The sequence below is a fragment of the Pseudonocardia sp. genome, from assembly GCF_029263155.1.
Classification (GTDB): domain Bacteria; phylum Actinomycetota; class Actinomycetes; order Mycobacteriales; family Pseudonocardiaceae; genus Pseudonocardia.
On record NZ_JAJCYB010000120.1, the window covers coordinates 73485 to 99610 of the forward strand.

Annotated in this window: 25 protein-coding genes and 1 tRNA gene; 8 read left to right on the plus strand and 18 right to left on the minus strand. The window is 74.3% G+C overall.

Going from position 1 to position 26126, the window contains the following annotated elements; all coding sequences use genetic code 11:
• Position 1: 1 nt before the first annotated feature.
• On the minus strand, positions 2 to 529 hold the full coding sequence (locus tag Q1K26_RS25350) for a gamma carbonic anhydrase family protein (RefSeq protein WP_300018152.1): 528 nt from the start codon (positions 527 to 529) through the stop codon (positions 2 to 4).
• A 119-nt stretch (positions 530 to 648) separates the two neighbouring features.
• On the opposite strand from Q1K26_RS25350, the gene Q1K26_RS25355 reads away from it, so the two are divergent.
• Entirely contained in the window at positions 649 to 1494 is an 846-nt protein-coding gene (locus Q1K26_RS25355) for a GerMN domain-containing protein (protein ID WP_300018155.1), read from the plus strand.
• A gap of 53 nt (positions 1495 to 1547) precedes the next feature.
• On the opposite strand, the gene Q1K26_RS25360 is transcribed toward Q1K26_RS25355, so the two are convergent.
• The 7 genes from Q1K26_RS25360 to Q1K26_RS25390 all read right to left on the minus strand — a co-directional run bounded on the left by Q1K26_RS25360 (position 1548) and on the right by Q1K26_RS25390 (position 8967).
• Entirely contained in the window at positions 1548 to 2159 is a 612-nt protein-coding gene (locus Q1K26_RS25360) for a hypothetical protein (RefSeq protein ID WP_300018158.1), read from the minus strand.
• Between the two features lie 84 nt (positions 2160 to 2243).
• The gene (locus tag Q1K26_RS25365; RefSeq protein WP_300018438.1) at positions 2244 to 2879 is read right to left on the minus strand and encodes a response regulator transcription factor; all 636 of its coding nucleotides are present in this window, start codon (positions 2877 to 2879) and stop codon (positions 2244 to 2246) included.
• Positions 2880 to 2997: 118 nt separating this feature from the next.
• The gene (locus Q1K26_RS25370; RefSeq protein ID WP_300018160.1) at positions 2998 to 4359 is read right to left on the minus strand and encodes a histidine kinase; all 1362 of its coding nucleotides are present in this window, start codon (positions 4357 to 4359) and stop codon (positions 2998 to 3000) included.
• Between the two features lie 10 nt (positions 4360 to 4369).
• Entirely contained in the window at positions 4370 to 5569 is a 1200-nt protein-coding gene (locus tag Q1K26_RS25375) for an iron-containing alcohol dehydrogenase (protein WP_300018441.1), read from the minus strand.
• A gap of 209 nt (positions 5570 to 5778) precedes the next feature.
• Positions 5779 to 6894, minus strand: a complete 1116-nt coding sequence (locus Q1K26_RS25380; protein ID WP_300018163.1) for an XdhC/CoxI family protein — start codon at positions 6892 to 6894, stop codon at positions 5779 to 5781.
• Complete coding sequence (locus tag Q1K26_RS25385; RefSeq protein WP_300018166.1) at positions 6887 to 8056, minus strand: VWA domain-containing protein; 1170 nt, start codon at positions 8054 to 8056, stop codon at positions 6887 to 6889. Before Q1K26_RS25385 ends, Q1K26_RS25380 begins: the two co-directional genes overlap by 8 nt.
• A gap of 8 nt (positions 8057 to 8064) precedes the next feature.
• Positions 8065 to 8967, minus strand: a complete 903-nt coding sequence (locus tag Q1K26_RS25390; RefSeq protein ID WP_300018169.1) for a MoxR family ATPase — start codon at positions 8965 to 8967, stop codon at positions 8065 to 8067.
• Between the two features lie 504 nt (positions 8968 to 9471).
• On the opposite strand from Q1K26_RS25390, the gene Q1K26_RS25395 reads away from it, so the two are divergent.
• The gene (locus Q1K26_RS25395) at positions 9472 to 10041 is read left to right on the plus strand and encodes a transglycosylase family protein (protein WP_300018173.1); all 570 of its coding nucleotides are present in this window, start codon (positions 9472 to 9474) and stop codon (positions 10039 to 10041) included.
• Positions 10042 to 10090: 49 nt separating this feature from the next.
• Here the strand turns inward: Q1K26_RS25395 and Q1K26_RS28910 are convergent, their stop codons facing one another.
• Genes Q1K26_RS28910 through moaC form a run of 3 tightly spaced genes read right to left on the minus strand, consistent with a single transcriptional unit; the run spans position 10091 to position 11480 of the window.
• Positions 10091 to 10522: a molybdenum cofactor biosynthesis protein MoaE gene (locus tag Q1K26_RS28910; RefSeq protein ID WP_363320540.1), complete on the minus strand. Its 432-nt coding sequence runs from the start codon at positions 10520 to 10522 to the stop codon at positions 10091 to 10093.
• On the minus strand, positions 10519 to 11004 hold the full coding sequence (locus Q1K26_RS28915; RefSeq protein WP_363320541.1) for a MogA/MoaB family molybdenum cofactor biosynthesis protein: 486 nt from the start codon (positions 11002 to 11004) through the stop codon (positions 10519 to 10521). Before Q1K26_RS28915 ends, Q1K26_RS28910 begins: the two co-directional genes overlap by 4 nt.
• Entirely contained in the window at positions 11001 to 11480 is a 480-nt protein-coding gene (gene moaC, locus Q1K26_RS25405; protein WP_300018176.1) for a cyclic pyranopterin monophosphate synthase MoaC, read from the minus strand. The genes Q1K26_RS28915 and moaC overlap by 4 nt, the downstream gene beginning before the upstream one ends.
• Before the next feature lie 263 nt (positions 11481 to 11743).
• Here moaC and Q1K26_RS25410 point away from each other — a divergent pair, with 263 nt between their 5' ends.
• Positions 11744 to 12793, plus strand: a complete 1050-nt coding sequence (locus tag Q1K26_RS25410) for a sigma-70 family RNA polymerase sigma factor (RefSeq protein ID WP_300018179.1) — start codon at positions 11744 to 11746, stop codon at positions 12791 to 12793.
• A 127-nt stretch (positions 12794 to 12920) separates the two neighbouring features.
• Here Q1K26_RS25410 and Q1K26_RS25415 read toward each other — a convergent pair whose 3' ends face one another.
• Both Q1K26_RS25415 and Q1K26_RS25420 read right to left on the minus strand, forming a co-directional pair.
• A complete protein-coding gene (locus tag Q1K26_RS25415) occupies positions 12921 to 13505 on the minus strand; it encodes a nucleotidyltransferase family protein (protein ID WP_300018444.1) in 585 nt (194 codons plus the stop codon).
• The gene (locus Q1K26_RS25420) at positions 13502 to 13681 is read right to left on the minus strand and encodes a hypothetical protein (RefSeq protein ID WP_300018447.1); all 180 of its coding nucleotides are present in this window, start codon (positions 13679 to 13681) and stop codon (positions 13502 to 13504) included. The genes Q1K26_RS25415 and Q1K26_RS25420 overlap by 4 nt, the downstream gene beginning before the upstream one ends.
• A gap of 83 nt (positions 13682 to 13764) precedes the next feature.
• Between Q1K26_RS25420 and Q1K26_RS25425 the strand changes: the two genes are divergently transcribed.
• Complete coding sequence (locus tag Q1K26_RS25425; protein WP_300018182.1) at positions 13765 to 15984, plus strand: helicase-associated domain-containing protein; 2220 nt, start codon at positions 13765 to 13767, stop codon at positions 15982 to 15984.
• Between the two features lie 20 nt (positions 15985 to 16004).
• Here the strand turns inward: Q1K26_RS25425 and Q1K26_RS25430 are convergent, their stop codons facing one another.
• The 4 genes from Q1K26_RS25430 to Q1K26_RS25445 all read right to left on the minus strand — a co-directional run bounded on the left by Q1K26_RS25430 (position 16005) and on the right by Q1K26_RS25445 (position 21447).
• Positions 16005 to 16559 (minus strand): ATP/GTP-binding protein, encoded by a 555-nt coding sequence (locus Q1K26_RS25430; RefSeq protein ID WP_300018450.1) that lies wholly within the window; start codon positions 16557 to 16559, stop codon positions 16005 to 16007.
• A gap of 40 nt (positions 16560 to 16599) precedes the next feature.
• Positions 16600 to 17211 carry a DUF742 domain-containing protein gene (locus Q1K26_RS25435; RefSeq protein WP_300018185.1) on the minus strand — a complete coding sequence of 204 codons (612 nt, stop codon included), beginning with the start codon at positions 17209 to 17211 and terminating at the stop codon, positions 16600 to 16602.
• A gap of 70 nt (positions 17212 to 17281) precedes the next feature.
• On the minus strand, positions 17282 to 17725 hold the full coding sequence (locus Q1K26_RS25440) for a roadblock/LC7 domain-containing protein (protein WP_300018187.1): 444 nt from the start codon (positions 17723 to 17725) through the stop codon (positions 17282 to 17284).
• Positions 17722 to 21447, minus strand: a complete 3726-nt coding sequence (locus Q1K26_RS25445; protein ID WP_300018190.1) for a nitrate- and nitrite sensing domain-containing protein — start codon at positions 21445 to 21447, stop codon at positions 17722 to 17724. Before Q1K26_RS25445 ends, Q1K26_RS25440 begins: the two co-directional genes overlap by 4 nt.
• 382 nt (positions 21448 to 21829) lie before the next feature.
• Here Q1K26_RS25445 and Q1K26_RS25450 point away from each other — a divergent pair, with 382 nt between their 5' ends.
• Complete coding sequence (locus Q1K26_RS25450; RefSeq protein ID WP_300018193.1) at positions 21830 to 23506, plus strand: DNA repair helicase XPB; 1677 nt, start codon at positions 21830 to 21832, stop codon at positions 23504 to 23506.
• 12 nt (positions 23507 to 23518) lie between these two features.
• Here the strand turns inward: Q1K26_RS25450 and Q1K26_RS25455 are convergent.
• Positions 23519 to 23589, minus strand: a tRNA-Gln gene (locus tag Q1K26_RS25455).
• A gap of 179 nt (positions 23590 to 23768) precedes the next feature.
• Here Q1K26_RS25455 and Q1K26_RS25460 point away from each other — a divergent pair.
• The 3 genes from Q1K26_RS25460 to Q1K26_RS25470 all read left to right on the plus strand — a co-directional run bounded on the left by Q1K26_RS25460 (position 23769) and on the right by Q1K26_RS25470 (position 26007).
• Positions 23769 to 24716, plus strand: coding sequence for an acyl-CoA desaturase (locus tag Q1K26_RS25460; protein WP_300018196.1), 948 nt, complete (start codon positions 23769 to 23771; stop codon positions 24714 to 24716).
• 64 nt (positions 24717 to 24780) lie between these two features.
• Positions 24781 to 25452 (plus strand): PIG-L deacetylase family protein, encoded by a 672-nt coding sequence (locus Q1K26_RS25465; protein WP_300018199.1) that lies wholly within the window; start codon positions 24781 to 24783, stop codon positions 25450 to 25452.
• 81 nt (positions 25453 to 25533) lie between these two features.
• Positions 25534 to 26007, plus strand: a complete 474-nt coding sequence (locus Q1K26_RS25470; protein ID WP_300018202.1) for a hypothetical protein — start codon at positions 25534 to 25536, stop codon at positions 26005 to 26007.
• Positions 26008 to 26126: the final 119 nt, after the last annotated feature.

Genomic DNA, 26126 nt, shown 5'->3' on the forward strand with positions numbered 1-26126 from the left:
TTCAGCCCTCCACCGGCCGCACCCCGCGCCGGTGCCGCCGCGCGAGCTCGCGGTAGGTCCCCGGGTTCTCCTCCACCCACCAGCGTGCCGACCCGGTGAGCGGACCCGTCTCCCGCCCGACCGGGCCCAGCACGAGCTGCCCGTCGGGCACCACCGTGTTCGGCGGCACCGTGGCACCCGCACCGACCAGGCAGCGGGCCCCGATCCGCGCGCCGTCCTGCACGGTCGCTCCGTTGCCGATCAGCGCCTCGGGGCCGATCACGCAGCCGTGCACCACGCAGAGATGACCGATCGTCGCGCCCGCGCCGATCTCGGTGATCGGGTCGTCGCCGCCGTGCAGTACGCAGCCGTCCTGCACGTTCGCGCCCTCGCGCACGATGATCGGGCCGAAGTCGGCGCGCAGCACCGCGCCGTACCAGATCGACGCGTGGGCCTCCACGCGCACATCGCCGACCAGGGTGGCGGTGGGCGCGACGAACGCGTCGGGGTGCACGGCCGGGGCGAGCCCCTCGAACGAGAACAGCGGCATGACCGCAGCGTGCCGTACCCGTCCGGGTGGTCCGGACGGGGGATCGGCCCGCGGCCGGGCAACCTGGGGGCCGACCGGTACCTTCGCCCGGTACCGGCGGCGACGAGGAGGTGGACGGCATGCGGCGACTGGTCGCGCTGACCGTGCTGGTGGGCATCGTGCTGGCCGGCTGCGGGGGCTCCCCGCCGTCCGGACCGGGGCCGATCGGCCCGCCTCCGACGCCGCCACCCACCACCACCGATACGCCCGGAGAGCGCGCTCTCCCCGTCTACTACGTCGCCGACACCGCCGCAGGTCTGCGGCTGCAGCGGGAGTTCCACCGGGTGGCCACCGACGACCCCGCGAGCGACGCCGTCCGCGAGATGCTCGCGTCGCCGACGGGCGACGACCCGGACTACCGCACGCTCTGGCCCGAGGGCACCGCGCTGGGCGCCCCGGTCTCGACGTCCGACGGTGTGATCACCGTCGACCTGACCGGGGTGACACCGGGGGCGCAGGTCGGGACGGCGGGAGCCACGCTGACGGTGCAGCAGCTCGTCTACACGGTGCAGGCGGCGCTGCAGTCCGTCGACCCGGTGCGGATCCTTCTCGACGGCGAGCCGGTGGACGAGCTGTTCGGGGCGGTGTCCACGGCCGAACCGGTGGAGCGCGCCGACATCTACGCCACCCGCTCGCTCGTGCAGATCAACTCCCCGGCCGATGGGGCGACCGTCAGCGGGCGCGTCGAGGTCACCGGCGAGGCGGCGGTGTTCGAGGCGACGCTGCTGTGGGAGGTGGAGTCCGGCGGCGAGGTCGTCGACTCCGGCTTCACGAACACCGCGGAGGGTCAGGTGTTCGCCCCGTTCGCGTTCACCCTCGACCTCGCACCGGGCGACTACGTCGTCCGCATCATGGAGGACGACCCCTCCGGCGGCGAGGGCCGGCCGGTGCTCACCGACGACAAGACGATCACGGTCCGCGCCTGAGCGGCGAGCGGCCCGCGGTGCCGGTCGGCCGCGTGGTCGGCCGCCCGGCGTCCTCAGTCCGGAGGGCGCTCCGGGGAGCGCAGGCCGAGCGACGCCAGCTCCAGCGCCGCCAGGCGGTGCATGGTCGCCCGGTCGTCGCGGCGCCACGCCGCCGCCGGGTCCGGCGACACGGCGAGCAGCCGCCGCACCGGCCGGCGGGTCATCGCGCGCAGCGCGAGCAGGTCGGTGTCGACGTCGCGTACCGCGCGGGCCGACGCCGCCATCCGGATCCAGCGCACCCGCACCGCCAGCCACACGAGAACCACCGGCACCGCGGCGAGTACGACGAGCCCGATCGCGGTACCCGTGGCGGCGGTGGCGACGGTGGCGACCTGGTCCCGTCCGGCCGCGGCCAGGGACTCGCCCGCCCCGGTCCCCGTGCCCAGCGCCCGCGCGAGGTCCTCCCCGACGAAGGGCACGCCCCGCGCGGTGTTCGCGGCGTCGGTGAACGCACCGCGCACGGCCTCCCCGGCCGCGGTGAGAGTCATGGCCGGCCCCTGCAGCCCGTCGATCAGCGCCTTCACCGCCAGCGCGACCGACACGACGAACCACACCCACCCCACGACCAGTGCGTCGGCGAGCAGTTGGCGGAGAACCCGCAGGGGCCGCTCGGCGTAGGGGCGCATGGCGGCGCAGCCTATGCGTCGCAACGAGTGGGACCTCCGTCGCATGGGTTCGGACGGGAGCCCCACTCGTCCGGACGGGACCGACTACAGCAGGCCCAGCTTCGTCGCCGCGTAGACCGCCTCCGCGCGGCGGCTGACCATGAGCTTGCGCATCAGGTTGCCCACGTGGAACTTCACCGTCGTCTCGGAGATGAACAGCTCCGCGCCGATCGCCCGGTTGCTCAGGCCCCGGGCGAGCAGGCGCAGGACGTCGAGCTCGCGCTCGGTGAGGCGCTCGCGGTCGGGCACCCCGCCGGACAGGGAGCGCACCATCGCCGAGGCGCTGCGCGCGTCGAACGCGCTCTCCCCGCGCGACACGGCACGGATCGCGCGCACCAGCTCGGTGGTGTCCACGTCCTTGACGACGTACCCGCGCGCCCCGGCCTGCACGGACTCGACGACGAGCCGGTCCTCGGCGAACGTGGTGAGCACCAGCACGCCGAGCCCCGGGTGCGCCGCGCACAGCCTGCGGCAGACGTCGAGGCCGTCGGTCTGCGGGCCCGCGGTGAGCTTGAGGTCCAGCAGCACCACGTGCGGGCGGGTGGCGGCGACCGCGGCCACCGCGTCGGCCGGGGTGCCCGCCTCCCCGACCACCCGCAGGTCCTCCTCGCGCTCCAGCACGGCCCGCAGGCCCTGCCGCATGATCGAGTGGTCGTCGACGAGCACGATCCGGGTCGGCATCGGCCGCGCCCGGGTCGGGGCGTCGGTGCGGGCGGTGGCGTTCACGGCCGCTCCCCGCCGGGCCCCGTCGCTCCCGTGCACGGCGCCGCCGCACCGAACGCCGATCTCGCGACCTCGATCACGCTGTGCTCCTGTCGGGTGTGCACGGCACCGGCACGTCGACCTGGACCTGCAGCCCGCCCAGGCGCGCGCGCCGGAAGGTCAGCGTGCCGCCCAGCTCGCGTGCCCTGGTCTGCATGTTGACCAGCCCGCGGTGCTCGCCGGACGGGGCGGCGAGGCCGGCCGCGCGCAGGCTGCGGCGCACGTCGTCGGGGCTGCCGCAGCCGTCGTCGGAGATCGTCAGGCGGACCTGCTCGCAGTGGTAGGCCAGGCGCACCACCGCCCGGCTCGCGTCGGCGTGCACCGCGGTGTTGAACAGCGCCTCACCCGCGATGCGGAACAGCGACTGCTCGCAGTCGGCGGGCAGCGACACGGGCTTCCCGCCGATCCGCACCTCCACCCGCAGCTCGTCGGGCATGTGTACGCCCGAGAGCCGCCGCAGCATCGAGGGCAGGTCCTCGTCGGCGCAACCGTCGCGCTCGTTGAGGGCGTAGATCGCCGAGCGCAGCTGCTCGACGGCCCGGCGGGTGAGGTCCTTGGCGGTGTCGAGCTGCCCGCGCAGCCGGTCGTCGGTGATCTCCGAGCGCACCAGCTCGATGTGCATGCCCGCGGACAGGGCGTACTGGGTGACGCTGTCGTGCAGCTCGCGGGCGATGCGGTGACGCTCGACGTCGAGCACCTCGCGCTGCCGCGCGGCCCCCAGCTCGGCCTGGGTGGTGACGAGCTGGTCGTTGCGCGCCTTGAGGTCGTCGGCCTGGCGGGTGGCGTGGGCGTAGAGCCGTGCGGAGTGGTCGAGCAGGGCGCAGTTCTGCAGGGCGGCGGCGGTCTGACCGGCCAGGATGCGCAGCACCGAGTGGTCGACGTCGTCGATCTCGCGCTCCTCGGGTGTCCAGGCGATGACACCGCCGACGATCCGCCCGTCGAGCCGCACCGGCACGTGCAGGTGGCGGCGGGCGACCTCCCCGTCGTGCGCGTCGTCCGAGGTGCCGTGGCAGACCTGGTGGATGTGGTCGCGCACGCGGTCGGGCACCGATCCGATGTCGGGCCACTCCGCACCGTCGGGGCCGCGGACCAGGTGCCGCGGCTGGGCGTCGGCCAGCTCCCCGTCGACGAGGGCGAACACGACCCACTCCGCGGACAGGTGGTTGGCCGCCGCCTCGACGACGGCCCGCACCAGTGCCTCGGACCCTTCCATGGTGCGCACCAGCGCGGCGGAGATCCGCTCCAGGGCGTGGATGACGCGGCGCATCCGCTCGGCCGCCACGCGGTACTCGGGGTAGTAGTGCGGCTTGCCCGACCGCAGGCCGGTCAGGGCCTCCAGGTCGGGTCGGGGCCGTCCGCGCGCCGAGCCGCGGCGGGGCGGCCACTGGGCCGTCGTCACCGGAACGACCTCACATGGCCGCCCGGAACAGCGCGTCGATGTCCTCGACGGACGCGCCGCGCGGGTTGGTGGTGAGGCAGGCATCGCCGAGCGTGAGCTGTGCGAGGCGCGGGATGTCCTCGGCCATGACCCCGAGCGCGGACAGGCCCTTGGGCACCCCGACCTCGTCGCCGAGCTCGCGCACCGCCTCGGCGACCATGTGCACGGCCTCCTCGGCCGGCACCCGCGCCACGTCCAGGCCCATGGCCTGCGCGATCGGCACGAACCGCTCCGGCCCGTCGGCGCCGTTGAACCGGATGACGTGCGGCAGCAGCACGCCGTTGACGACGCCGTGCGGCAGGTCGAGCATGCCGCCGACCTGGTGACTCATGGCGTGCGTCGCGCCGAGGATCGCGTTGGTGAACGCCAGGCCGGCCTCCAGCGCGGCCTGCGCCATGAGCGATCGGGCGTCGGCGTTGCGCGGGCGCAGCATCGTCTCGGCGAGGTTCCCGTTGACCAGCGAGATCGCCTGCAGGGCGTGGTGGTCGGTGAGCGGGCCGTGGGCCAACGACACGAACGCCTCGATGCCGTGCGTGAGCGCGTCCAGCCCGGTGGCCGCGTTGAGCCACTCCGGCATCGTGACCAGCAGCCGCGGGTCGACGACGGAGACGTCCGGGACCAGCGCCCGGCCCATGATCGTGATCTTGGTGTGCCGCTCGGTGTCGGTGACGATGCAGAACTGGGAGACGTCCGCGCCGGTGCCCGACGTGGTCGGCATCATGATCAGCGGCGGGATCGGGTGCTCGATGCGGTCGATGCCCTCGTAGTCGAGGATCCGCCCGCCGTTGGCCGCGAGCAGCGCCACGCCCTTGGCCGCGTCGATCACCGAGCCGCCACCGATGCCGAGCACGACGTCGCAACCGGCGTCGGCGTACCGGCGGTAGCCCGCCTCGATCTCGTGGTCCTTGGGGTTGGGCGTGAGATCGAGCCAGACCTGCGGGTCCAGGCCCGCGTCGCGCAACCAGGCGAGCAGCTCGACCGGCCAGCCCGCCTCCATCACCCCGGGATCGGTGACGACGAACGGCCGTCGGGCGCCGAGCCGCACTGCGGCGTGCGCGGCCTCCGGCAGCGACTCGGGACCGAAGACGATCTCCGGGGCGTGGAACTTCGACAGCCGCAGCGACCCCTCCGGACGGGGGCTGTGCTCGGGACTGCGCCGCGCGAGCAGCACCGAGTCACCGACCCGGCGTGCCTCTCCGACGAGGACCACGCTGCCCTCCTGCACATCTGGTGGGGGCCACCCCGGCTTCCGAACGCCGGGTGGCCCGTCCGAGGCTACAGCCGCGCCGTGCTCCGGGGGTGCTCCCTGCGGGTGCACATCGGGGCCGGCCGTCGTCGCAGGGCCACCGGCGACAACCGACCCTGTCCGATCGGACGGGATCAGCCGACGTGGATGGGCCCGTCGCGCTCCGCCAACGGGGTGCCGGCGCCCCCCCAATGCTGGGCGATCATCTCCGCCGCGATCGACACCGCGGTCTCCTCCGGCGTACGGGCGCCCAGATCCAGCCCGATCGGCGAGGACATGCGCCCGATCTCGGCGTCGGTCAGCCCGATCTCCCGGAGCCGGGAGATCCGGTCGTCGTGGGTGCGCCGCGAGCCCATCGCACCGATGTAGGCGACCTCCGGCAGCCGCAGCGCCACCTCCAGCAGCGGCACGTCGAACTTGGGGTCGTGGGTGAGCACGCAGAGCACGGTGCGCTTGTCGATGCGCCCGGCCTCGGCCTCGGCGGCCAGGTAGCGGTGCGGCCACTCCACGACGACCTCGTTGGCCCCGGGGAAGCGGGTGGCGGTCGCGAACACCGGCCGCGCGTCGCACACCGTGACCCGGAAGCCCAGGAAGCTGCCCATCCGCGCCACGGCGGCCGCGAAGTCGATGGCCCCGAACACGATCATGCGCGGTGGCGGCGCGAACGACTCGACGAACACGGTGAGTCCCTCCCCGCGCCGCTGGCCGTCGACGCCGTAGGAGACCTGCCCGTTGCGCCCGGCGTCGAGCAGGCCGCGGGCGTCGTCGCGGATGGCGTCGTCGAGGCGCTCGGAGCCGGTGGTTCCGTCGACGTGCTCGGGCCACACGACCAGGCGCGTGCCCAGCCGCTCGGTCGGGCCGCTGATCACCGTGGCGACGGCCACGGGGGACTCGTCACGGACCGCCGCCGCGACCTCGCCGAGCTGCGCATAGGACTCCGGATCGACCTTCTCGACGAAGATGTCGATGATCCCGCCGCAGGTCAGGCCCACCGTGAAGGCGTCCTCGTCGGACACGCCGTAGCGCTGGAAGACCGGCCGCCCGTCGGCGAGCACCTGCTGGCCGAGCTCGTAGACCGCACCCTCGACGCAGCCGCCGGACACGCTGCCCACGGCCTCGCCCGCGGGGCCGACCAGCATCGAGGCGCCGACCTGGCGGGGTGCGGAGCTGTAGGTGCCGACGACGGTGGCGAGCGCCACGGTCTCGCCCTTGCCCCACCACTCGTCGAGCCTCGCGAGCACGTCACGCATTGCGGATCACTCCAAGCAGCTGTTCCAACGTGGCCAGGCTGTGCCCGGCCAACAGGTCGTCCAAGTACGGGAGCGCGGCCACTATTCCACCCTGCACGGGGGCGTAGCCGTCCTTGCCCGCGTGCGGGTTGACCCAGACCATGCGGTGGGCCAGCCGGTGCAGCCGCGACATCTGCGCGCCGAGCAGGTCGGTCTCACCGCGTTCCCAGCCGTCGGAGAAGACGACGACGACGGCGCGCCGGGCCGCGCCGCGCTGCCCCCAGCGGTCGACGAACGCGCGCATCACCTCGCCCAGGCGCGTGCCGCCCGACCAGTCCGGGATGGCCCGCCCCGCGGCGGCGATGGCCCGGTCGGCGTCGCGCATGCGCAGCTCGCGGGTGATGCGGGTGAGCCGGGTGCCGAGCGTGAAGGCCTCCACGGCGTTCGGCGAGCGCCGGACGACGACGTGGGCGAACCGGAGCAGCGCGTCGGCGTAGGGCTCCATCGATCCGGAGACGTCGACGAGCAGCACCAGCTTGCGCGGCCTGCGCGACCGGTCGCGGCGCCGGAGGCTGCGCAGCTCGCCCTGGTTGCGCAGCGCCGAGCGCAGCGTGCGGCCCGGGTCGGGGGCACCGTGGCGGGCCGGGCGCAGCCGCCGCGACCGGCGGGTGGGCAGCTGCGGGCGCAGCAGGGCGAGCAGTCGGCGCAGGTGCTCGCGCTCGGCCGGGGTGAGCTCGGCGAGGTCGCGGTTGCGCAGCACCTCGTTGCCGCTCGCGCGGGCATGCACCTGCGGGGTGTCGCCCTCGTCGTCGCCCTCGTCACCGGGGTCCCGTTCGGATGGGGTGAGCGCGGCCAGCCGCGGCGGCGGCGGCTTGCGTTCGTCGACGACGGTGGTGCGCCCCCCGCCCCGGGGCGGGGTGAACCAGTCCTCGAACGCGCGGTCGTAGCGGGGCAGGTCGTCGGGGTCCGAGCAGAGCGTGAGCCGGCCCGCCCAGTACGTCTGCATCCGGCTGGTGACGTCGAGCTCGTCGAGCGCGGTGAGGAACGCGGCGACCCGGTCGGTGGTGACGGCGAGTCCCGCGCTGCGCAGCACGACGGTGAACCCGACCAGCCCCTCGATCGGCTCCTCGACGTCGCGCTCGGACCCGCCGTCGCCGGAGGCGTTCTGCTCGGTGGTGGTCACGGAGCTGCTCAGGACGCGAGCAGGGTGTCGAGCTGCTTGCGGACGCGGTCGGCGTCCTCGCGGTACTTGAGGACGGCGCCGAGCGTGGCGGCCGCGCTGTCGACGTCGAGGTGCCGGGCGCCGACGAGCTGCAGGGCTCGCGCCCAGTCGATGGTCTCGGCGACGCCGGGCGGCTTGAGCAGGTCGGCCTGGCGCAGGTTGCGGACCGCGCCCGCCACCTGTGCGGCCAGCCGGTCCGGGAGCCCGGGCAGGCGGGAGTGCAGGATCTCGATCTCGCGCGCCAGGTCCGGATGGTCGAGCCAGAGGTAGAGGCAGCGGCGCTTGAGCGCGTCGTGCACCTCCCGGGTGCGGTTGGAGGTGAGCACGACCATCGGCGGCGTCGTCGCCCGGACCTCCCCGATCTCCGGGATCGTCACCGCGTGCTCGGTGAGCACCTCGAGGAGGAACGCCTCGAACTCGTCGTCGGCCCGGTCGACCTCGTCGATGAGCAGCACGCTCGGGGTGGTCTGCAGCGCCTCGAGGATCGGGCGGGCGAGCAGGAAGCGTGGGTCGTAGAGCGAGGCCTCGACGGCGTCCGCGTCGAGGGTCTCCCGGCTGACGCCCGCGGCGGCCTCCAGGGCGCGCAGGTGCAGCAGCTGCCGGGGGAAGTCCCAGTCGTAGAGCGCCTGGGACGCGTCGATCCCGTCGTGGCACTGCAGCCGGATCAGCTTCGCGCCGAGCACCTGGGCCAGCGCCTGCGCCAGCGCGGTCTTCCCGGTGCCGGGCTCCCCCTCGCAGAACAGCGGCCGGTTCATCCGCAGGGCGAGGAAGGTGGCGGTGGCCAGGCCGTCGTCGGCGAGGTAGCCGGTGGCGCGCAGCGCGGCCGCGAGCGCGGCCGGAGACTCCGCAGGACCTTCGGGGCGATCGTTCACCCCCTCAGCATGACTGACCGCCAGGTCGGGAGCTACCGCGGGCAGGACGCGGCGACAGCACAGCGCACACGGCCCGTCACCTTGCGTTCTCCTTACGATGTGACGCAATCGGTAATACTTGCACTTTGGCAGTATTGATATCTCCGTGATCCGTCCGTGATGCCGTCGCGCTGACCTGCGAATACCCCCGTATCGCGTTCGTTATGCGCGCGTTACCGTGACCATCGTCACAGGCCGGTGAATTGCGGTTTCCCGCTTCTCGCCTCGTAGCGTCAGCGCTCGGTCGTTCCGAGAGGTTCGACCGGAAATGCATCCGGAACCGTCGCGCCACACCCTGTCCCGCGATTCCGGTCCGTCGAGATGAACACGGGACAGGGATGAGGACGCCGATTTCCGACCGCTGCACGACGGCGACCGGGGACCGGCAAGGACGGCTCCGGCGGGTCACTCCCTGCCCGCTGACGAGCACGTCCTCCGATACGGCGCGAATTGGAGAGCATTGACATGACTTCCCGACCCGCGTTCCCCAAGGGCCGAAGTCTCCTGCGGCTGGCTGTTGCCGGCGCAGTTGTGGCCGGAACCCCCGTGGCCCTGGCCGGCACCGCCCACGCCGCCCCGATCTCCGACTGGGACCGCCTTGCACAGTGCGAGAGCGGCGGCAACTGGAGCATCAACACCGGCAACGGCTACTACGGTGGCCTGCAGTTCAGCCCGAGCACCTGGCGCGCCTTCGGCGGCTCCGGCATGCCGCACCAGGCGAGCAAGTCCGAGCAGATCGCCGTCGCCGAGCGCACCCTCGCGGGGCAGGGCTGGGGCGCATGGCCCGCCTGCTCGCGCAAGCTCGGCCTCAACAGTGCCGCCGAGCCGAACCGCGTCCGCGCGTCCGCCCCCGTCGCGGCGCCCGCCGCCGCGCCCGCCCCTACGGGCAACGGCAACTACACCGTCGTCGCGGGTGACACCCTGTCCAAGATCGCCGCCCGCAACGGGACGACGTGGCAGGCCCTGTGGGCGAACAACAAGAGCACCGTCAGCAACCCGAACGTCATCCGGGTCGGCCAGACGCTGAACGTCTGATCCGTCCCCTGCGGATCACGGCGGCGTGCCCGCGCACGCCGCCGTGGTCTCAGGTCGAGTTGACCCACTCGTCGGTGCCGTCGGCGAAGGCCTGGTGCTTCCACACCGGCAGCCGCCGCTTGACCTCCTCGACGAGTTCCAGACACGTCTCGAACGCCTCCCGCCGGTGATCGGCGGCCACCGCGCACGCCAGCGCGACCTCCCCGATCTCCAGGCGACCCACCCGGTGGCTCACCGCGACGGCGCGGACGCCCCGGGCCCGGGCGGCCACGTCGGCCGCCACCTCCGCGACCACCGCGGAGGCGGTGGGATGGGCGCTGTACTCCAGCCCGCGCACGGAGCGGCCGCCGTCGTGGTCGCGGACCACACCCGCGAACGTCACCACCGCGCCGGCCGCGGCGTGATCCACCAGCGCGGCGTGCTCGGCCACGTCGAGTACGTCCTCGCCCACCGCGGCACGCAGGACGACGGCGTCGGTCATGTGTGATCCCCTCCTCGGAGCTGGTCCACGGCGTGGTCCAGCACGCCGGCCAGCACGTCCAGACCGTCCCGAACTCCCCCTGTCGATCCGGGGAGGTTCACGACCAGCGTGCGGCCCGCCACCCCGGCCAGCCCGCGCGACAGCACCGCCGTGGGCACGGTCGGCGCGCCCGCCGCGCGGATCGCGTCCGCCAGCCCCGGCACCTCGTAGTCGAGCACCGCGCGGGTGACGTCCGGGGTCGCGTCGGTCGGGGAGATGCCCGTGCCGCCGGTGGTGATGACGACGTCGGCGCCGTCCGCGACGGCGCTGCGCAGCGCCTCGCCGACCGGATCGCCGTCGGGCACCACGGCCGGGTCCGGGGTGTCGTAGCCGCGCTCGCGCAGCCATCCGACGATCAGCGGGCCGCCGCGGTCGGCATACACGCCCGCCGCGGCGCGGTTCGACGCGGTGACGACCCGGGCGCTCCTCGGCCGCACGCTCACGACCGGTCCTCGGGACGCACCCAGGTGCCGGTCTTGCCGCCGTCCTTGCGCTCCACCCGCACCTCGTCGAGCACGGCGGCCGGGTCGACGGCCTTGACCATGTCGTGCAGCGCCAGCCCGGCCACCGCCACCGCCGTCAGCGCCTCCATCTCCACGCCGGTGCGGTCGGTGGTGCGGACCGTGGCCCGGATGCGCACCTCCGCCCCGTCGGCGTCGAGGTCGACGACGACCCCGCTCAGCGCGATCGGGTGGCACAGCGGCACCAGGTCCGGCGTGCGTTTCGCCCCCATGATCCCGGCGATGCGGGCGGTGGCCAGCGCGTCGCCCTTGGGGAGGCCGTCGCGGCGCAGCAGCTCGATCACCTCCGCGGTGGTGCGCAGCACCCCCGTGGCCACCGCGGTGCGCGCGGTGGCCTCCTTGCCGGTCACGTCCACCATCCGGGCCGCGCCGGCACTGTCCACGTGCGTCAACTCCACGGGGGAACCCTACGACCACCGCCGCGCGCCCCGCCCACGCCACCGTCCCCGGGTGGCGGGGACCGCCCGACCCCGCCCCGCCGGCGCTCGCGCGCGGATCACTGCGTGGAGGCACGGCCCCACGAGCGGGCCGCCGGCCCGGACCTCGCCGTGGATCCGGGCGCCGGGGACGGAGAGGGTCGCGGCGGCGACGGTCGGCATCGGAGACCTCCTGTCGGGCTGTCGGACGCCGGTGACCGCCGCCGTCGGGCAGAATCATCGCGGTGACCGAAACCTCCGCGCCGGTCGCCGAGGCCGGTGATCCCTTCGACGGGGACCTGGCCCGGGCCCGGGACGGCGACGACGCGGCGTTCAGCCGCCTCGTGGGGCCGCTGCGCAGGGAGCTGCACGCCCACTGCTACCGGATGCTGGGATCCACCCACGACGCCGACGACGCCCTGCAGGAGGCCCTGCTGCGGGCCTGGCGCGGGGTCGCGCGGTTCGAGGGCCGCAGCTCGCTGCGTTCCTGGCTGTACACCGTGGCCACCCGCACCTGCCTGGACTCGGTCGAGCGGCGCGGCAGGCGGGCCCTGCCCGTCGACCTCGGGCCGTCCAGCGACCGTGCCGTCCTCGCCGACGCGCCGCGCGCCGAGGTCGCGTGGCTGGGCCCCTATCCCGATGCCGGTCTCGTCGACGGCCCCGCCGGGCCCCAGGCGCGCTACGAGCAGCGGGAGGCCGTGGAGCTGGCCTTCGTCGCCGCGCTGCAGCACCTGCCGGGCAATCAGCGCGCGGCGCTGCTGCTGTTCGAGGTGCTCGGCTTCTCCGCCGCCGAGATCGCGGCCGTGATGGACACCTCGACGGCATCGGTCAACAGCGCGCTGCAGCGGGCCCGCAAGATCGTGGTCGAGCGGGTGCCGGCCCGCTCCCAGCAGCAGACGCTGCGCCAGGTCGACGACGCGCGCATCGCCGGGATCGTCGCGCAGTACTCGGCCGCGCTCGAACGCGGCGACGCCGACGCGCTCGTGGCGCTGCTGACCCAGGACGTCACGTGGTCGATGCCGCCGCTGCCGCACTGGTACCGCGGCCTCGACGCGGTCACCGACTTCGCCGTCGCGGTGCCGCTGGGCGCGTGCGGGGCGTGGCGGCGCGTCCCGGTGGGCGCCAACGGCCAGCCCGCGCTGGCCAGCTACCTGTTCGACGACGACGCGGGCGCGTTCCTGGCGTTCGCGATCGACGTCCTCACCGTCCGCGACGACCGGATCGCCGAGATCACCACGTTCATCGGCCCCGAACACCACGCCGCGTTCGACCTACCGGCGACGCTGCGGCCCTGAGACCCCCACCGCACCGGCCCTCGCACACGCACCGGCCCCTCGCACACGCCACAACCTCTGCGAGACGCCGGAATGTCTGCGACCGGCCACCGGCTCTGCGAGAGCGCCACCACCGGCCGCGCTGTTGCTACCTCGGCGTCGTGCGGTAGCGGGCGAGCTGGTCGGGGGTGTCGACGTCCTCCGGCGCGGCGACGTCGCCGCACTCCACCAGCACCACCGCGGGGTGGCCGCCCAGGTAGCCGCGGGCGCCCGCGTCACCCTCGGCCGCGGCGTGCACACCATCCCAGTGCGCTCGCCCCAGCACGACCGGGTGCGCCGGGCGGCCGTCGTAGGCGGCACGGAGCAGCGTGTCCGGGCCGGACGACGCGGCGACGAGCCGGGCCACCGCGGCGGCGGTGACACCGGGCAGGTCCACCAGGTGCACGAGCACCGTGTCGACGTCGGCGGGGAGCGTGTCCAGGCCGGCGCGCAGCGAGGCACCCATGCCGGACTCCCAGCCGGCGGCGACGGTGGCCGTCACCCCGCCGGGCAGCACGGCCCGCACCTCGTCGGCGGCGGCGCCCAGCACGACGTGCCGTGGCGCGCAGCCGCCGTCGGCCAGCACGCGCAACGACCGCCGCACCAGCGGTTCGCCGTCGAGATCGACGAGCGCCTTCGGCCTGCCCATCCGCCGACCGGCGCCCGCCGCGAGGAGGAGACCCGCGACCGCTATCGGTTGATCTCCGTGACGGGGTGCACGTAGGGCACCTCGGCGAGCGGGAACTCGACGTCCCCGAACGGGGACAGCGACCCCTGCACGGGGCTGGCGAGCTCGCTGACGGGGTGCTCGCCGTCGGGCAGGTCCGGCCAGGTCGGGTCGACTCGGCCCGCGGGGGCTGTCTTGGCCACGATGTCCTCCGAGATCTCGGTCCTGCTGTGCGCCGGGGTGGTCGACACCGAGTATCGCGCATGCCACCGACTACCGTGGAGCGGTGCCCACGCCGCTGGTCGACTGGCTGCGCGCCCAGGACGACGACACCCTCGCCGAGCTGCTGGCGCTGCGCCCCGACCTCGCCGTACCCCCGCCCGCCGACGTCACCGTGCTCGCCACGCGGGCCGCGGTCCGGGCGTCGGTGCACCGCGCGTGCGACGACCTCGACACCGTCACGCTCGCGGTGCTGGAGGCCCTCGTCGTGGCCGACGCCGACACCGCACCCGTCCCGCGCACGGAGGTCGCCCGGCTGCTGGGCCCGGACCTGCCCGCCCCGGTGCTCGGCGCCGCCCTGGACGCGCTGCGGGCCCGCGCCGTGGCGTGGGGCACCGACGGCGAGCTGGCGGTCGTACCCGCCGCCCGGGACGTCGTACCCCGGCACCCGGGCGGGCTGGGCCGCACCTCGTCGGGTGCGGCCGCCTCCTCCGCCCTGCCCGAGATGCTTGCCGTCCTCGACCCCGACGAGCGCCGCGTCCTCGACGCGCTGGCCGCCGGCCCCCCGATCGGCCGCAGCCGGGCCGGCGCCGACCCGCACAGCCCCGTCGGCCGGCTGCTCACCCGCGGCCTGCTGGTGCGCGTCGACCCGGACACCGTCGAGCTGCCCCGTCAGGTCGGGCTCGCGCTGCGCGGCGACCGCCCCCTGGGCGCGGTCGCCGTCTCCCCGCCCGACATCACCCCCCGCGATCGGGGCCTCGACGTCGTCGACGGCACGGCCGCCGGTGCCGCGCTGGGCGTGCTGCGCCAGGTGGAGCTGCTGATCGCGTCCTGGGGCCGCACCCCGCCGCCGGTGCTGCGCTCGGGCGGGCTGGGGGTGCGCGAGCTGCGGCGGGCGGCGCGGGAGATGGACGTCGACGAACCGGTGGCCGCGCTGCTGGTCGAGATCGCGGTCGCGGCCGACCTCGTGGCCGCCACCGACTCGGTCACCCCGGAGTGGACGCCGACGACCGCCGCGGACATCTGGGCGGCGGGCGGGCCCGAGCTGCGCTGGTCGCTGCTGGCCCGCACGTGGCTCGCCCTGCCCCGGCTGCCCGGTCTGGTCGGCCGCAAGGACGACGCCGGGCGACCCATCTCCGCCCTGTCCGACGGCGTGCGCCGCCCGCTCGCCCCCCGCGACCGCCGCCGGGTGCTCGCCGGGCTCGCCGAGCTGCCCCCGGGCACGGCACCCGGCTCGCCCGCCCGGCTCGCAGACCTCCTGTCCTGGCGGGCCCCACGGCGCGGCGGCCGGCTGCGCGACGAGGTCGTCACCTGGACCGTCGAGGAGGGCACGGTCCTGGGTGTGGTCGCCCTCGACGCGCTGTCGAGCCCCGGGCGCGCGCTGCTCGGCGACCCGGACGGGCTCGTGGCGGCCCTGCGTGCGGTCCTTCCCGAGCCGGTCGACCACGTGCTGCTGCAGGCCGACCTCACCGCTGTGGCCCCCGGCCCGCTGGTGGCCGAGCTGGCCAGGGAGCTGGACCTGATGGCCGAGGTGGAGTCGGCCGGCGGCGCCACCGTGTACCGATTCACCGAGGCCACCGTCCGCCGCGCCCTGGACGCCGGGCGCAGCGCGTCGGACCTGCACGAGCTGCTGGCCAAGCGCTCCGCCACGCCGGTGCCGCAGGGCCTGACCTACCTGGTCGACGACGTGGCGCGCCGCCACGGCCGGCTGCGCGGCGGTGCCGCCGCCTCGTTCCTGCGCTCCGACGACGAGGTGCTGATCTCCGAGGTGCTCGCCCACCCCGATTCGATGGGACTGGAACTGCGGCGGATCGCCCCGACGGTGGCGGTGAGCCCACTGCCGCTGGTGGAGCTGCTCGACGGGCTGCGGGAGGCCGGGTTCAGCCCGGCCGCCGAGGACACCGGAGGGGGCGTGCTCGACCTGGCCGAGCGGGGCCGCCGCACCACCTCCTCGCGCCGGCCACCCGACCGCGGGCTGCCGCCCGAACCCGACCCGGCCCAGCTCGCGGCGCTCGTCACGCGGATGCGGGCGGGTGACGCGCTCACCGGCGTCCGCCGCGGCACCACGGGCGGGCGGACCGACATGCTCGACACGCTGCGCCGCGCGGCCAGCGAGAGCCGCACCGTGTGGCTGGGGTTCGTGGACGCCCACGGTGTGGCGGGCGAGCGCGTGCTGGAGCCGCTCAGTGTCGGCGGTGGGGTGGTCGAGGGCCGTGACCGGGTGGACGGCGGCCTGCACCGCGTGCCCCTGCACCGCATCTCCTCCATCGCGCTCGTGGAGGACTGAGACGGCCGACAGCCGGGTGGTCAGTGCGCCGCGCGGGCCGCCATCCGGTGCGCCATGGCGTGCTCCACCAGCGTGATCAGAGCACGCTTGGTGGACTCCCGGTTGCGGGCGTCGCAGGTGACGATCGGGATGGCCGGGTCGACCGACATCGCCTCACGGACGTCCTCGATGCGGTGCTGCTGCAACCCGTCGAAGCAGTTGAGCCCCACGACGTAGGGCAGGCCGCGGTCCTCGAAGAAGTCGATGGCCGCGAACGAGTCGGCGAGGCGGCGGGTGTCGACGAGCACGACGGCACCGATCGCGCCGCGCACCAGGTCGTCCCACATGAACCAGAACCGGTGCTGCCCCGGCGTGCCGAACAGGTACAGGATCAGCTCGGCATCCAGCGACACCCGCCCGAAGTCCATGGCCACGGTCGTGGTGGTCTTGTTGGGGGTGGCCGACAGGTCGTCGTGACCGGCGCTGGCCTCGGTCATCACCGCCTCGGTGGTCAGCGGCACGATCTCGGAGACCGAGCCGACGAACGTGGTCTTGCCCACGCCGAAGCCCCCGGCCACCACGATCTTGGCCGAGATCGTCGCCGCGGTGGCGACGTTCGGGCCTTGTCTGGTGTGACTAGAGCCGACGGAGTCCACTCAGCACCCTTTCCATCAGGGCGAGGTCCGGCACGTTGCCGGCGCTGCTCGCGGTCTGGTGCACGGTGACCACGCCGAGGCCCGCCATGTCGCCCAGCAGCACCCGGGCCACGCCCAGGGGAAGAGACAGGAGCGCGGCCACCTCGGCCACCGAACGCGTCTGCTCGCACAGTTCGGCGACGGCGCGGTGTTCCACCTGCAGCAGGCCCATCTGGTCCCGGCCCCGCTGGCTGGTCGACACGAGCGTCTCGATCGCCAGGTCGAGGCCGGACTTGGTACGTCCACGGGTCCAGGCGTAGGGCCGGACGGCGGAGGCGCCGGCACCGCTGCCGAACTGCTCGGGCTCGACGACCCGCATGTCGACCGGCCCGGTCGACGGGCCGGCGGGGGCGGGCGGGGGCGCCGGTGGGCGGGGCGGCGGCTGAGCGGGCGGCGGGGCGGGTGCCGCATCCACGGCGTCCTCGTCACCTCGCTTGCGGCCCCACCTGCGGCGGCGTGAGGGCCGTGCGCTGTCGAAGCTGAACCCGTTCATCACGTCGGCGAAGGTCGGCTCCGAGGGTTGCCGTCGCTCGTCGTCGGGACCCGAGGTCATCGGACATCACCTGCCTTCTCTGCCGATCGTGGGTGAGGCTGTCGTGCGGGGGTCGGGGCTGTCGTGCGGTTCAGGGCCCGAAGGATCCTTGCAGCTCCGCGCGGAGCTCGGGGGTGAGGAGCTGCCCGACGCGGTCGACCAGCAGTGTCATCTCGTATCCGATCAGGCCGATGTCACAGCTCGGTGACGCCAGCACCGCGAGACACGACCCGTCGCTGATCGACATCAGCAGGACGATGCCGCGGTCCATCTCGACGACGGTCTGCACGACACCGCCTGCGTCGAAGCAACGCGCCGCACCCTGGGTGAGGCTGATCAGTCCGGACGCCACCGCGGCGAGCTGGTCGGCCCGGTCGCGGGGCAGCCGGTCCGAGCTCGTGAGCAGCAGGCCGTCGGCCGACACCACGATCGCGTGCGCAACGCCCGGGACCCGCTCCGCGAAGTTCGTGACCAGCCATCCGAACCGGCTCGGTTGTGCCTGTCCGTGTGGGGTCTGTGCGTGGGGCGCTGTCACGGTCTCTCCTCGTCGTGGTTGCCGCCCGCGTTGGCGGGTTCGGTCGCACCGTTGCCCTGATGGCCATCGCCGCGGTATCTGCTCTCGCGTCCCTGTCGGACGCCCTGCTGGTAACTGGCGAGCCTGCCACGCACGCTCTCCGCGCTGCGCGCGGGAGAGACGGGCGGGGCCAGCACGGCCGATCCTGCACTGCCCGGGATCAGGCGTGCGCGCGGGCGCCGCTTCGGGAGGCCGGCAGAGGTGAGCTCGTCGGGGCGGTCACCGGCCGGTACGGCGTCCTCGGCCGCGCGCCACCCCTCGTCGGCCGTGCTGGCGAACCCGTTCGGGTCAGCCGAGGCGGCCTGCGCCGGCGCCGCCGGGGCGGGGCGCCGCGACAGCGGCTGCGGCACGGCAGCGGGCGGCATCGGAGCCGCGGGCGGCACCGCGGACACCGGGGGGGACGGAGGGATCGGCGCCGCCGGAGGTGCCGGAGGTGCCGGGAGCGGCCGGGGCCGCGCCTGCGGCGACGGTGCCGCGGAGCGGGCCTCGGCCTCCCAGTCGACCGGGAGCGGCCGGTTGGAGCGGAACCAGGCCGACGCGATCTCCTCGAAGATCGGGGTGGTCTCACCCATCTCGAACCCGGACGCGGTCTCGGGCGGCCGGACCCCGATCGGGCGCGACGCCACGGGCCCGCCGGGGTCGGGCGGGGAAGCCGACGCTGCGGCGTCCGCGGGCACGCTCGGGGCGAACAGCTCGTCCGGGCCTGCCGGCTCGCCGGCCTGCGGTGAAGCGTCCGCCGCGGAAGCCGACACCGGGAGCGCGCCCGCGCCGTTGCCGATCACCGGCATCGGCGTCGTCGGCGGGGCGACCGGATCGCTGGGCGAACCGTTCCCGGAAGCCGCCTCCGCACGCGCGGGCGACGGACTGGGCCGCCGATGGGGCAGCGCCGGGGACTGCGGCCGATCGCCGGGACCGTGCGGGGGCGCGCCGTTGGGCCACGGGTTGCGCAGCGGGCCTGCGGTGGGTGCCGCCCCGCCGGGTCGCTCGGGATCCGGGCCGCTCCCGTTGCCGGGGTGGGCGGTGTCGGCGGGCGCCGCTTCGGCGGCGGCGGAACCGGCCGGGCCGTCGCTGTCGTCGGGATCGGCGGGGTCCGTGTGCGCCTGCGCGACGGTGTCCGCACCCTCGGTCGACGGCTCGGCCGCCTCGATGATCGCGTGCCGGGCGTGGTCGGCCGCCGGGTCGTCGGCCCGCTCCGCAGCCGAGCCCGCACCTGTCCCGGTGCCCGCGGATCCGTCCGCCTCGACCTGGGCGGGCCCGTCGTGCTGGGTCTCGACGACGGGGTGGGCGGCGGTCTCGTCGCCGGCGAGCGCATCGGCCTCGTCCGGAGCGTCCTCGTCGCGGTCCTCGGCGACGGGGCCGACGGGCGATCCGGCCTGCTGCGCCGCAGCGCGTTCGGCGGCGAGCTGGTCCAGCCGGGCCTGCTCGGCCACGGAGGGCTCCCCGGCCGGGCCGGCGTCGTCGGCGGGCGAGCGCGGCGGGCCGAACCCGTCCTGCTGCAATGACGACCCCGGCTGGCGACTGGGCAGCGACGGCGGCGCACCGGAGCCGTTGACCTGCGGGTACGGGGTCAGCGGCGCTCCGGGCGGGCCCGGCTCGAAGGCCGGGTTGGGCACGACGGGACCGTCGGCCCCGGCCACCAGGGCGGACAGCGACCCGGGGCGACCGTTGCTGGTGCCCGCAGCCCGCTGGGGCGGCACGTCGAACGCGGTGGCCGGGACGGGTCGCGACGGACGCGGTGCCTCCCCTTCCGACACCGGGACGAGGTGCGCGGGCACGGTGACCGACGCGGTCAGCCCGGCCCCCGGCCCACCTGCGGACGACGTGCTCAGCTGCACCTCGACGCCGTGCCGGGCCCCGAGGCGGCCGACCACGAACAGGCCCATCCGCCGTGATGCCGAGACGTCGACCGACGACGGCCCACCGAGGCGCTGGTTGGCGTCGGCCAGCTCGTAGTCGACCATCCCGACGCCGCGGTCGGCGATCTCGACCAGGATCGAGCCCTCCGCCGTGCGGGTGGTGCTCATGACCACCTGGGAGTCGGGCGGGGAGAAGTTGGTGGCGTTGTCGAGCAGCTCGGCCAGCAGGTGGACGAGGTCGCTCGCCGCCCGCCCGACGATCGAGGTGTTGGGCGGGGCCTGCACGACGATGCGCTGGTACTGCTCGATCTCCGACACCGCGGCGCGCAGCACGTCGACCATCGGGACCGGTGCGATGTTGCGCTTGGCGAGGTCGGTGCCCGCGAGGACCAGCAGGTTCTCCGAGTTGCGCCGCATGCGGGTGGCGAGGTGGTCGAGCTGGAACAGGTTCGACAGCTGGTCGGGGTCCTGCTCGTTGCTCTCCAGCTGCTCGATGAGCTGCAGCTGCCGCTCCACGAGCGCCTGGCTGCGCCGGGACAGGTTGACGAACATCGAGCTGACATTGGTCTGCAGCGCGGCCTGGTCGGCGGCGAGGCGGATGGCCTGGCCGTGCACCGCGTCGAACGCGCGGGCCACCTGGCCGACCTCGTCACGGGTGGTGAGCGGCACGGGATCGACGGTGACGTCCGGGGTCTGACCGGCCCGCATGCTCTCGACCGCCTCGGGCAGCCGCCGTTCGGCGACGTCGAGCGCGGTGGTGCGCAGCACCCGCAGCGACCGGATGAGCGCCCGCGCGACGAGTACCGCGATCGCGATGCCGAGCAGCAGGCCCAGCATCAGGATCACCGAGTTGATGCCCGCGAGGTTGCTGGCGCTCTCCTCGGCCGCCGTGCTGACCGCCACCAGCTCGTCCAGGATCGCGCTGCCCGCCTCCTGGACCGCGGTGGCCGACGTGCTGTACGCGGCGTCCCACGCGGCCGGGTCGACCACGACCGGACGGTCGGTGGGCGTGCTGAGGATCAGGTTCTTGACCTGCTCGAGATCGGCGTTGACCTCGTTGCCGCCGATCGCCCCGAACCGCGCGAGCTGGTCCGGGGTGAGCGCGACCTGGTAGGAGCTGTACTCGGCGGCCAGACGGTTGTCCGCCGCCACGCTGGATGCGACGTCGGCCGGGCGCAGCTGGCCGGCACGGATCGCCGCCCCGAGCACCGTGTGCTGCACCGCGAGCTGCTCGCCCGCGCTGGTGACGGCCGTGAGCGCGTCGGCGAGTCCGGCGACGTCGGGCGTGCGCAGCTGGCGCAGCAGCGCGCGGTCGAGGCCGTCGACGCCCGCGATCACGTCCGTGTAGCGCTGCACCACCGCGTCGGCGTCGGTGCCGGTGCCGGACCCGACGTCGGTGCGCAGCGGGTCGAGCCCGTCGATCGCCTCCTGCGTCTGCGCCAGTGCGGAGGTGGTGGTGGCGTCGAAGTCGTTTCCGGCGTCGCCGACGGCGGTGAGGGCGGCCTGCACCGTGGTGTGGGTCTGCCCGATGCCGATGTCGAGGACACCGCGGTCCTCGGTGCGGCCGCCGGCGACGAACATCGCGGCCTCGTCGCGTTCCTGGCGCAGCGCGTCGGCGGCGGCGGCCACCTCGCCGCGGACCTCCAGCAGCCGGTTGCTCACCCCGAGACCGGCGGCGTCGTCGGCCTGGTCGGCGATGCGCAGCACACCCAGGGCGAGCGCAAGCAGCGCGGGCACCAGGCCGATCGCGATCAGCTTCCAGGCCAGCGTCCAGTTGCGCGGGTTCAGCCGCTCGGACCAGGTGGTCTCGAGCTCGGTGGTGGTCACGTCAACGTCCCCCAAAGGATTGCCGGCGACGATCCGAGGAACTCTGGCACGCCGGGACGCCCGGCCGCGAGACCACGGGAGCCGAAACGCCCCTTGGCGGCGGTGGGTGGCCGCGAACGCCACATCTGGCGTGCCCGGAGCATCGCGTCTGGCATGAGCACCTTCTGTCGTGGTCCTTCCGACACGCGCCCGCTGGGGAGGGCGATGCCCGGTGGGACCGGGTATGATCGTCGCGGGACACGTGCGTTCTCGCAGACGGTGCGTGCGCAGCATAACCCAAGCTCGGCGCCGCCCCCGTCGTCGTGGTGCCCGCCGGACGCCCGGCAGGCACCGCTCACCGAGACGCCGCTCACACACTCCCACCCTCGGAGGCCTGCCCGACGTGACCGACGGACCACTCATCGTCCAGTCCGACAAGACCCTGCTGCTCGAGGTGGACCACGCCGACGCGCAGGCCGCCCGCATCGCGATCGCCCCGTTCGCGGAACTGGAGCGGGCCCCGGAGCACGTGCACACCTACCGCGTCACCCCGCTCGCGCTGTGGAACGCGCGCGCGGCCGGGCACGACGCGGAGCAGGTCGTGGACGCGCTGGTCCGCTACTCCCGCTACGCCGTCCCGCAGCCCATGCTCGTCGACGTCGTCGACACGATGGGCCGCTACGGGCGGCTGCAGCTGGCCCAGTCCCCGGTGCACGGGCTCGTGCTCGTCGCGCTCGACCGCGCCGTGCTGGAGGAGGTGCTGCGCCAGAAGAAGATCGCCCCGCTGCTCGGGGCACGCGTCGACGACGACACCGTGATCGTGCACCCGTCCGAGCGCGGCCACCTCAAGCAGGCGCTGCTCAAGATCGGCTGGCCTGCCGAGGACCTGGCCGGGTACGTCGACGGCGAGGCGCACCCGATCGCGCTGGCCGAGGACGGCTGGACGCTGCGCGACTACCAGCGCCAGGCCGTCGACGGGTTCTGGGCGGGCGGTTCCGGGGTCGTGGTGCTGCCATGCGGGGCGGGCAAGACGCTGGTGGGCGCCGCGGCGATGGCGCAGGCGCAGGCCACGACCCTGATCCTGGTGACCAACACCGTGGCCGGGCGGCAGTGGAAGCGCGAGCTCATCGCCCGCACCAGCCTCACCGAGGACGAGATCGGCGAGTACTCCGGGGAGCGCAAGGAGATCCGCCCGGTCACGATCGCCACCTACCAGGTGATCACCCGCAAGACCAAGGGCGAGTACCGGCACCTGGAGCTGTTCGACTCCCGCGACTGGGGCCTGGTCATCTACGACGAGGTGCACCTGCTGCCCGCGCCGGTCTTCCGGATGACCGCCGACCTGCAGTCCCGGCGACGCCTCGGATTGACGGCCACGCTGGTGCGCGAGGACGGCCGCGAGGGCGACGTCTTCTCCCTCATCGGCCCCAAGCGCTACGACGCGCCGTGGCGCGACATCGAGCAGCAGGGCTGGATCGCACCGGCCGACTGCGTCGAGGTCCGGGTCACCCTGACCGACGCCGAGCGCATGTCCTACGCGGTCGCGGAGGCCGAGGAGCGCTACCGGATGGCGTCCACCGCGCACACGAAGCTCGCCGTCGTGAAGTCGGTCATCGCGCGGCACCCCGGCGAGCCGACGCTCGTCATCGGCGCCTACCTCGACCAGCTCGACGAGCTCGGCGAGGCGCTGGACGCGCCCGTGATCCAGGGCTCCACGCGCAACCGGGAGCGCGAGGCGCTGTTCCAGCGGTTCCGCCAGGGCGAGATACCCGTCCTGGTGGTCAGCAAGGTCGCGAACTTCTCCATCGACCTGCCCGAGGCCAGCGTCGCCATCCAGGTCTCGGGCACGTTCGGCTCGCGGCAGGAGGAGGCGCAGCGGCTCGGGCGGCTGCTGCGCCCCAAGGGCGACGGCAGGCAGGCCCACTTCTACTCCGTGGTCTCCCGGGACACCCTCGACACCGACTACGCCGCGCACCGGCAGCGCTTCCTGGCCGAGCAGGGCTACGCCTACCGGATCGTCGACGCCGACGACCTGCTCGGGCCGGCGCTGGGCGGGGTGGGGGACGGCACGGCGGGGTAGTCCGACCCGGTGCTCCGCCGCCAGGATTCGAACCTGGACCTACTGAACCAAAATCAGCAGTGCTGCCCTTACACCACGGCGGACAGGCCTTCATCTTGGCACGGCGGGTCGCCCGGCCCGCGCGCCGAGGGGCCGGGTGCGATTTGCCGGAAGTTTCCGTTGCGGGTGCTGCGCCCGGGCTCAGGGCCGCCTACCCTCCGCAGGGGGATCAGGGTCGCCGGGCGGCCCGCCGTGGCCGCCGTCCCCCGACCCGAGGAGATCCATGTCCGTCGCCGCCGAGGCCCCGTCCGATCCGCTGCGCGAGGGACCGAATCCGGTGATCGGAGGCAGGCGCACCGCGTTCCAACACGCGATGATCTACGTCTTCGTCGGCGGTCCGATGCTTGCGCTGGTGGCGGCGATCCCGCTGGCCTGGGGGTGGGGCGTCGGCTGGCACGACCTCGCGCTGCTGGCCGGCTTCTACACCATCGCCGTGCTCGGCATCACCGTCGGCTTCCACCGGCACTTCACGCACAAGGCGTTCAAGGCGCGGCCGTGGCTGCGGGTGGCCATGGCGATCACCGGATCGCTGGCCGTCCAGGGCAACGTGTTCAACTGGGTCGCCGACCACCGCCGACACCACGCCTACTCCGACCGGCACGGCGACCCGCACTCGCCGTGGGCGTTCGGCACCTCGCCCCTGGCCGTGACGAAGGGCTTCCTGCACGCCCACATGGGCTGGTTCTTCGATCGCGACGAGACCAACCACGCCCGGTTCATCCCCGACCTGCTCGCCGACCGCGCCCTGCGCGGCGTCGCTCGGACGTTCGGGGTGTGGGTGGCGGTCAGCCTGCTGCTGCCGGCCCTGATCGGCGGCCTGGTGACGTGGTCGTGGCAGGGCGCGGTCACCGGGTTCTTCTGGGGCGGTCTGGTGCGCCTCGCGGTCTCCAACCACGTGACGTGGTCGATCAACTCGATCTGCCACATGATGGGCAGGCGGCCGTTCCACTCGCGGGACCGGTCACGCAACTTCTGGCCGCTCGCGATCCTGTCGATGGGCGAGTCGTGGCACAACCTGCACCACGCCGACCCGACCTGTGCCCGCCACGGCGTGCTCCGCGGCCAGATCGACATCTCGGCCCGGCTGATCTGGATCTTCGAGCGGTTCGGGTGGGCGCACGACGTCCGGTGGCCGACCACCGACCGCCTGGCGAAGATCTCCGCCCGCTGAGTCCCACCCCACGGGACCGGATCCTCCGATCGTGGAAGGATCGCGGCGTGTACCGGATCACGCCGTGCTGAGCCTGCTCCCCGAGCGCGTCGACCGGATGCTGCTGCTCGGGGCCCACTGTGACGACATCGCGATCGGCGCGGGTGGAGCGCTGCTGGAGCTGTGCCGATCGCATCCGGGGGTGTCGGTGTCCGCGCTCGTCCTCACCGGCGGAGGGTCGCTGCGCGAGGAGGAGGAACGCGCCGCGCTCACCGCGTTCTGCCCGGGTGCCCGGTTGGACGTGAGCGTGCTGGACCTTCCCGACGGTCGCGTCCCCACCCGGTGGGAGCGGGCCAAGCTCGCGCTGGAGGAGCTGCGCCCGCGCGGCGAGCCCGACCTGATCCTCGCGCCCTCACCGCACGACGCCCACCAGGACCACCGCACGCTCGCCGAGCTCGTGCCCACGGTGTTCCGCGACCATCTCGCGCTGGGCTACGAGATCCTCAAGTGGGACGGCGACCTGCGCCAGCCCACCGCCTACCTGCCGCTCGCCGAGCCGGTGCTGCGGGAGAAGGTGGCGAAGCTGCACGAGCACTACGGCTCGCAGCGCGACCGCAGCTGGTTCGACCACGAGACCTTCTCCGGTCTGGCCAGGATCCGCGGCGTCCAGTGCCACGCGAGGTACGCGGAGGCCTTCCACATCCAGAAGATGGTGCTGGGCGTGGCCGCCCTGACGGGCCCCGACCCCGTCGACTGACACATCGGATCGACCGGCACTTCGGAGCCCTAACTGCTGTTCTCGCGGTCTCGGAACAGCGCTGTGGCTCCGAAGTGCGGTGTGGACGAGGGCTACGAGGGCGCGCGGGTCCCGCAGCAGCGGGGCCGTGATGAACACTACGTACCAGCCTGCGGCCTGGACGCGGTTGAGGCGGTCGCGATCGCGGTTCAGGGCCCAGCGCTCGCCGTCGCGCCAGTCGCCGTCGTACTCGATCGCGACCCTGAGCTCGGGAAAGGCCAGGTCCACCCGGGCCAGGCGGCCCGTATCGTCCTCGATCCAGTGCTGCGGGACCGGGTGCAGGCCGGCCAGCTCCAGCAGCACCCGGACCTTCGACTCCGGCAGCGACTCCGCGAGCGGGTCGGCCAGCGCGACCGCCCGCCGGGCGTCGACGATGCCGTTGTCGGAGCGTCCGGCGACCATCGCCGCGACCGCGCCACGGTCCACGAGCTTCGCGCGCAGCACGGCGTCGAGGTCGGCGACGGCGTCGGGCAGCGGGCGGCCGAGCAGCAGGTCCAGCGTCAGCCGCATCGGTGAGGCCAGCAGGCCGTACGCCCACGGCTCGGCGTCACCGGGTTCGATGCCGCTGCGCCGCACATCGATCCCGGACCGGCGGCCCAGCCGCATCTCGGGCGGGGCGAGCACGGTGACCGGGT

Excerpts from the sequence above, each read along its gene's own strand:
- Q1K26_RS25355 (WP_300018155.1), top strand. The coding sequence starts at position 649 with ATGCGGCGACTGGTCGCGCTGACCGTGCTGGTGGGCATCGTGCTGGCC.
- Q1K26_RS25350 (WP_300018152.1), bottom strand. The coding sequence starts at position 529 with ATGCCGCTGTTCTCGTTCGAGGGGCTCGCCCCGGCCGTGCACCCCGAC.
- Q1K26_RS28910 (WP_363320540.1), bottom strand. The coding sequence starts at position 10,522 with ATGACCGACGCCGTCGTCCTGCGTGCCGCGGTGGGCGAGGACGTACTC.
- Q1K26_RS25360 (WP_300018158.1), bottom strand. The coding sequence starts at position 2,159 with ATGCGCCCCTACGCCGAGCGGCCCCTGCGGGTTCTCCGCCAACTGCTC.
- Q1K26_RS25380 (WP_300018163.1), bottom strand. The coding sequence starts at position 6,894 with ATGCGTGACGTGCTCGCGAGGCTCGACGAGTGGTGGGGCAAGGGCGAG.
- Q1K26_RS25365 (WP_300018438.1), bottom strand. The coding sequence starts at position 2,879 with ATGCCGACCCGGATCGTGCTCGTCGACGACCACTCGATCATGCGGCAG.
- Q1K26_RS25435 (WP_300018185.1), bottom strand. The coding sequence starts at position 17,211 with ATGACCTCGGGTCCCGACGACGAGCGACGGCAACCCTCGGAGCCGACC.
- Q1K26_RS25460 (WP_300018196.1), top strand. The coding sequence starts at position 23,769 with ATGTCCGTCGCCGCCGAGGCCCCGTCCGATCCGCTGCGCGAGGGACCG.
- Q1K26_RS25395 (WP_300018173.1), top strand. The coding sequence starts at position 9,472 with ATGACTTCCCGACCCGCGTTCCCCAAGGGCCGAAGTCTCCTGCGGCTG.